6 protein-coding genes and 1 pseudogene are annotated in these 6,625 nt (G+C 45.7%); 4 read left to right on the forward strand and 3 right to left on the reverse strand.

Features of this window, described 5'->3' with window-relative positions:
* The 3 genes and pseudogenes from IQR33_RS33380 to IQR33_RS17350 all read left to right on the forward strand — a co-directional run.
* Nucleotides 1-178, forward strand: a pseudogene (locus IQR33_RS33380) (MBL fold metallo-hydrolase); the annotation flags it as partial.
* A complete protein-coding gene (locus IQR33_RS17345) occupies nucleotides 172-792 on the forward strand; it encodes a DsbA family protein (RefSeq protein ID WP_104980307.1) in 621 nt (206 codons plus the stop codon). The pseudogene IQR33_RS33380 and the gene IQR33_RS17345, both read left to right, overlap by 7 nt.
* A gap of 117 nt (nucleotides 793-909) precedes the next feature.
* Nucleotides 910-2,589: an RluA family pseudouridine synthase gene (locus IQR33_RS17350; protein WP_054575263.1), complete on the forward strand. Its 1,680-nt coding sequence runs from the start codon at nucleotides 910-912 to the stop codon at nucleotides 2,587-2,589.
* Nucleotides 2,590-2,687: 98 nt separating this feature from the next.
* Here the strand turns inward: IQR33_RS17350 and IQR33_RS17355 are convergent, their stop codons facing one another.
* A complete protein-coding gene (locus IQR33_RS17355) occupies nucleotides 2,688-4,028 on the reverse strand; it encodes an MATE family efflux transporter (RefSeq protein ID WP_025768746.1) in 1,341 nt (446 codons plus the stop codon).
* A 506-nt stretch (nucleotides 4,029-4,534) separates the two neighbouring features.
* Between IQR33_RS17355 and IQR33_RS17360 the strand changes: the two genes are divergently transcribed.
* Nucleotides 4,535-5,683, forward strand: coding sequence for a GGDEF domain-containing protein (locus IQR33_RS17360; RefSeq protein ID WP_054700526.1), 1,149 nt, complete (start codon nucleotides 4,535-4,537; stop codon nucleotides 5,681-5,683).
* Nucleotides 5,684-5,686: 3 nt separating this feature from the next.
* On the opposite strand, the gene IQR33_RS17365 is transcribed toward IQR33_RS17360, so the two are convergent.
* Nucleotides 5,687-5,968, reverse strand: a complete 282-nt coding sequence (locus IQR33_RS17365) for a hypothetical protein (RefSeq protein ID WP_005374405.1) — start codon at nucleotides 5,966-5,968, stop codon at nucleotides 5,687-5,689.
* A 132-nt stretch (nucleotides 5,969-6,100) separates the two neighbouring features.
* On the reverse strand, nucleotides 6,101-6,385 hold the full coding sequence (locus tag IQR33_RS17370) for a pyrimidine/purine nucleoside phosphorylase (protein WP_005383244.1): 285 nt from the start codon (nucleotides 6,383-6,385) through the stop codon (nucleotides 6,101-6,103).
* Between the last annotated feature and the right edge of the window lie 240 nt (nucleotides 6,386-6,625).

Here is a 6,625-nt window from a genome sequence, read left to right on the forward strand (position 1 = left end):
GAACGCAGACACCATTCGCTACTCGCAACAATACTTGCAGGATTTTCAGCAAGCGAAAAAACACAGCAATAACAGCGTTCAACTCATTGACACCATGTCAGCGAAATACCCAGAAGCTCAATTGCCAATCGCGCTAGAAATCGGTGCTAAAGTGCATACTGGTGAAATGTCATGGTAACCGTGCATTACTTCTTCGATCCCATGTGTGGTTGGTGCTACGGGGCATCACCACTCATCGAAGCCTTGATGGACACCTCTCAATTTAAGGTAGAGCTTCATCCCGGCGGTATGATTGAGAAACGCGCGATTGAATCTGAATTTCGTCAGCACATCATCAACAGTGACGCTCGTATCGCAACCGAAACCGGAGCAACGTTTGGTGAAGCATATCTGCAACGCGTGAAAAGCGAAGATGCGTTTGTTCTTGATTCTTATCTACCCACACAAGCGATCTTGAGTGCGGAGAAAATGGGGCTGAATCCATGGCACATGCTAAAGGCCATCCAATCTGCGCATTATCAGCTCGGGTTAAAAGTGAATGAAGCATCGACGCTCAAAGCCATTGCAGAATCGCTAGGTTTAACAAGTGATGCGTGGGAGCAAAACATGGCGTTAAGCGAAGCCGAACTAGATGAGAGAATTCGCTCTAGCCGACAATTGATGCGACAGTTACACGTTGGTGGTTATCCAACCCTGATTGCAGAAGTAAATGGCGAGTACTTGACCTTGCCGCACTCGACCTACTACGACAAACCGGCACAGTGGAAGCTTGCATTACAAAAACTGCAATAAGCTCTTCCCCACTCGCTCTTGTTCTTAATCCAAGAGCGAGTGCCAACACCGACATGGCAATCCTGACTCAAACAGGTACAATCCTCGCTCGATTTTTTACTCGCGCGGATACCCACCATGCACTCGCCTGAACATTGTTTTACTCGTTTTACTGCTGATATTTCTGGCTATGAATTGCCAACGCAGTTTACGTTTCCGTTCTACTACACGCCGCATCCTCTTTGCGTTATGGCCGCAAAGCAATTGCAACAGCACTTATTAGCGCAAACCGACTTCGAACACGATTTTGGTTTGGTTAATGAAGAAACGGGGCGAGGCAAAATGTTTGGCGTATTGCTGGTAGAAAACCCTCAAGGCGAACTCGGATTTTTAAGTGCGTTTTCTGGCAAAATTGCTGACCAAAACTTGATTCCAGGGTTTGTCCCTCCTGTGTATGACATGCTGACCGATGAAGGTTTCTTCCGCGCAGAAACGGATGCCATCAACGCCGCCAATGCGGAGTACAAAACCTGTGCCGCGAATCCGGAATTGGCAGATCTTAAAGCGCAAATACAAGCCGACCGAGCCGCTTATCAACAAGAAGAGCAAACACAGCGCCAAGTGATGATTGACGGCCGCGCCGCACGCAAACGACAGCGTCAACAGGGCGAGCAAACACTCAATGCCGATGACCTCAAAATCTTATTGGATGAGTTGGGTAAGCAAAGTGTCGCCGAGAAAAACGTTCTCAAATACTTAAAGCAAGCGTGGGATGAAAAGCTTGCAATCAAAGAAGCGCGCTTGGCTGAGTTAGAGCAGCAACTTGCTCACCTGAAAGAGCAGCGCAAAACGCTCTCCAACGCTTTGCAGCACAAATTGCATAAACAATACCGCTTTCTAAACAACCATGGCAAAACACGCGACTTGGTGGACATTTTTGCGGACACCACAAACCCAGTTCCACCAGCAGGTGCGGGGGAATGTGCTGCGCCAAAACTGCTTCAATACGCGTTTAAACACGGATTCAAACCGCTGGCGCTGGCAGAATTTTGGTGGGGTGTGTCGCCAAAGTCTGAAGTTCGCCAACACAAAAAATTCTACCCATCGTGCAACAGCAAATGTCAGCCGATTTTGGGCCATATGATGCAAGGGCTGGATGTCGAACCTAATCCATTGGCGGAGAATTGGGCAGAAGACAAAGAACTAGAGATAATCTACCAAGACGACGCTATGGTCGTCGTCAACAAGCCCTCGGGCTTACTTTCAGTGCCTGGTAAAACTATCAAGGACTCTGCTTATACGCGCCTACAAGCGATGTACCCTGATGTGGAAGGGCCGTTTGTGATTCATCGTCTCGACATGGCGACCTCTGGCATTTTGGTGTTTGCCTTAACTAAGCGCGCGAACAAAAGTCTGCAAAAACAGTTTATGGCTCGCGGCGTACAAAAACGTTATATGGCACTGCTCGAAGGCGTATTAAACGAGCCTGAAGGGGAAATTTCACTGCCAATGCGTGGTGACCCAGACGACCGCCCACGTCAACTGGTGTGTTTTGAACACGGGAAACATGCAGAAACCTACTGGCAACTGATTGAAGTCAAAGATGGACGCAGCAAGGTATACATGTATCCGAAAACCGGGCGAACTCACCAACTACGTGTACACAGTGCTCATCACATGGGGTTAAACATGCCGATGGTTGGTGATGGTTTATACGGCGAAAAATCGAATCGCTTACACCTGCATGCTGAGATGCTAGAGCTGGATCATCCATACAGCAAAGAGCGTATGGTGTTCCAAGCTGAGTGCGAATTCTAACGTCTTCCCGATTTTAAATAACAAAAAGGCACTGACTATCAGTGCCTTTTTTTGTTTTCTAACAACAGAATAAGCGTGATGCGCGATACCGAAAACCGTTAGCTCACCTTAAACTTGGTCCACACCTGAGAGCGCCAACGTCTTGCCATGATGATACCACGTACCCATTCATCGAGAGCGATTGCCATCCAAGCCCCTAAAACGCCATAACCCAAGTGGATGCCAAAGATGTAAGAGAAAAGCACGCCTAGTCCCCACATACTCAAAATCCCCATTTGCACTGGGAACTTGATGTCACCCGCGCCTTTGAGCCCCGCGATAAAAATCAGGTTAAACACACGTCCGGCCTCGAGCAAAATTGAGCCCATGACTAACGAACCTGCCAATGCGAGTATCTCTGGTTGATCGGTAAATACGCGCAGAATCTCTTCTCTAAACAGGTAAATCAGTGTGGTTGCCGCCGTTGATGCCACAAACCCCACTAAGAAGTAGATTTGTACGCGTTTTAAAATGCTACTCACCCAACCTTTACCGATGTAGTAACCGGTCTGAATTTGCGCAGCCTGACCAATTGCCAGCGCGAAAGCAAACGAGAAACGGGCAATGTTTTGCGCATAAGTGAAAGCCGCTAACGATGCCGTCCCCATTTGCACCACAAAGTACACAATGCAGATTTGCGCCACGTTGTAAGACAGCACTTCACCCGCGTTCATACCGCCGATTTTTAAGATTTTTTTGTAAATCTCTGCCGGTACTTGTTTCATAGTCGACATTGGTAGTTCAATGCTACTGCGAGCGAGAATAAACCATAACATTAACGTACCGATGACTTGGCTGACGACGGTTGCTATTGCCACGCCTTGCACACCATACACAGGTAAACCGAATGGCTGGTAAAGCGCAATATAGTTACCAATGATGTTGAACACACCCGAGATCAAATTCACCACCATTGGGGAACGTGAATAACCATGACTACGCAGAATAGTTGTAAAAACAACGCCAATCGTAACGTTAAACGTCATCGCACCGCTTATCAGCAGATATTCATGAGCGTACTGCTCAACTTGCGCTTCCAAGCCGTAATACGGGAGTAGATATATCGCACCAAGCACGGCAATCACACTCAATAGCACACCGACGAGCACAGACAACGCAATACTCGCAACACCAACGCTCACTGACTCTTGCTCGCGTCCAGCGCCATTGTATTGGGCAATCAAAATCCCCGTACCGCTACTGACAAACGTCGAAACGATGATTAAAAAGAAGGTAATCTGCGTGATCACACCAACAGCGGATACGGCTTTGTCTGAGTAGCCACTCAGCATGAACACGTCACTGGTTCCTAAAGCCGTCCGTAGCAAAATTTCGACAAGAATTGGCCAAGCTAATGCCACGATGGACATTCGTTGGTTGATGTTTTGGCTTTTAGGCATGCTTGTAACCTTTCCTACAACTAAAAACTGCCTCACAATTTTGTGAAGCAGTTTAAAAATAGTGACTCGAACGAAGCTCGATATGAGGTTGTGATTTAGCGCGGATTCTAGTCGCATATTGGTCATAACGACAACAATATTTCGCCCTGTTTCGGAAAAATATTTCTAATGCATTTTCGAAACGACATATGCCTTGACGATACGTAGAGCAGAGATTGGTGAACAATACTCTCAATCAACGAGCACCGAACAGAATTAGGATAATCAATATAAATGCGTCTAACTAGATACATTACTTTGAGTTATCAGTCCAACCATATAGAGCTATGAAGAACCGTCATGAAAACCTGCATGCGCCACCATTCCTCTTTGAACACTCGCACCAAATCACACTGATGGCTTTGCACTAAAAATGACTGATATCACATTTGGAAACTTTGTTGTTCTATTTATCGCGAAAATACCGCCTAGAATAAGCGTACACGTTAATTAAGCAAGGATACGTAATGTCGACATTGGCTGGGGCGCGCTTAGAAGAAATGGCGGACATCCGTTCAACAAGAAAAAAGAAAATTGTCTTTTTATGCTCCAGTATCGCCGCTGCCTGTTTAACTTATGGTTTCATTGCTCAATCACTTGAGAATAACTGGGGTTTAAGCTTTTTCCATGCTTTGTGTGCCTTGGCATGCTTAGCAATCAGTTATGTAATAAAAGTCCAGCGGCACCATCAATACGCCGACTTATGGCTAAGTGCTGTCTTAATGTTCGAAGGGTTATTGTTACTTCTGTATAACGACGCTCCGTCAGGCAAGATGCTATGGCTATATCCTATTGTCGCCACTCTGGTATTAATTAATGAGTTTAAGGTCGGTCTGTTGTTCAGTGGCACCTACATTTTACTGATCTTTTTTGGGGTCGCTTTTTTAGATCGACTGCCAACAGCCACAGAAATCATAGAGCGGAGATTGATGCTGACCCTGATAGCGACCGCGTTTGTGTGTCACACGTTCTCGTATTACTACACGAAAGTCCTCAATTACATTCAAACACTGTATCGTGAGGGGATTGAGGAGTTAGCATATTTTGACCAGCTCACTGGGCTTGCCAATCGCTGGAGCTTTGAGACTTGGGCGCGCGCAAAGCTCGATGAAATCAAGCACTCATCTGATGACAGCATCACCGCATTGGTCTTTCTCGATATCGATAACTTCAAGCACATCAACGACACCTACGGGCACGATATTGGTGACCAAGTACTTCAAGCCTTCGCCACTCGATTAAAAAATAACATTCGCAACAAAGACAGAAAAACCGATAAACATGACTACTCCATCGCTCGATTTGCGGGCGACGAGTTTGTAATCATGCTTTACGATGTAAAAAGTAAAGATGACCTCGACAGCATCCTAAAACGGATCGTGAATCTGTTTCCGACAGGTTACCGAAGCTACGATATGATTAACGAGTTAACGATGAGTGTAGGTGCTGCTATCTATAAGCAAGATGCAAAGGATTTGTCTGAATTGACTCGATGTGCAGATAAAGCAATGTACGCAGCTAAACATACTGGTAAAAACCAGTACGCCTTTTATGAGCACTGCAATACGGAAGAACAGTCAACATCTGATGCACCAGCGGTACCAGAAGCTTGCTAATGACTAAGCGAACACATGCATCACCCAAAGCCCCACAACGAGGAATACGATTAACCACACTACTTGCAACGTTCTGTTCGGCTTGTCTTGCTGACGAGTGGGGTGATCTTTAAACGCACGGCCCTTCATTTTGCCCATTAAGCTCTTTCCTAGAGCACGTCGATAAAATTCACGTCTCTTATGAGCGGCATTGGCAACTTCGGTAAAGCGCTGTCTTTGCTCATTGGTGAGATCTTTGTCCTCGTAACGAGGAGGGAGATCAGAATGCTTGCGTTGTACTGCCATCACTTCCTCCCTGGTCGATGGGTACATTTTTATTAAGTATATACCCAAATAACCAAAAAGATGCGTTATAAGTGAAGCACATAGACGAAAAAACCACCCGAAGGTGGTTTTATGACGAGCAACAAATGAACGCTAGAAGTACTCACATAAATACGCAGTCGCTTCTTTCACTTGAAGCTCAAATGAAGAATTACCTTCCACTTCAAAAAACTCACCACTTTGATAAGTCGTCCAATCGCTCTCGCCAACACGCTTGACCACAAGCGCACCTTTTACAACCGTCATACGCTCTGGTGCTTGAGTACCAAACGTGTACTCACCAGGAAGCATCACACCAACGCTAACATCCTGATCTTTCTGGTTAAAGCCTAGTGATTTTACACTACCAGCAAAATAGCTATTTTCCTTAATATTCATTATTGGTTTCCTTATCAAAAGTCCGCTCTTTTTTACCTTGTTTCTTTCCGTTACTCAAGCTTTGAAAGCCATTAAACTCAACGTAGTAACGCACATCCTTTGCTACTGAGCGAGAACCTCTTTTCGCGAGGATTAATCAGGCGACCTAAACCGAGCAAGAAAAACTGCGAAGTAATGAATGTGAGCAAACAACAAAACCATCAATAAGATGTGTATCTGAATGTAAAAGTGGACATTAGA

The organism is Vibrio sp. OPT46 (genome assembly GCF_015163535.1).
GTDB lineage: Bacteria > Pseudomonadota > Gammaproteobacteria > Enterobacterales > Vibrionaceae > Vibrio > Vibrio alginolyticus.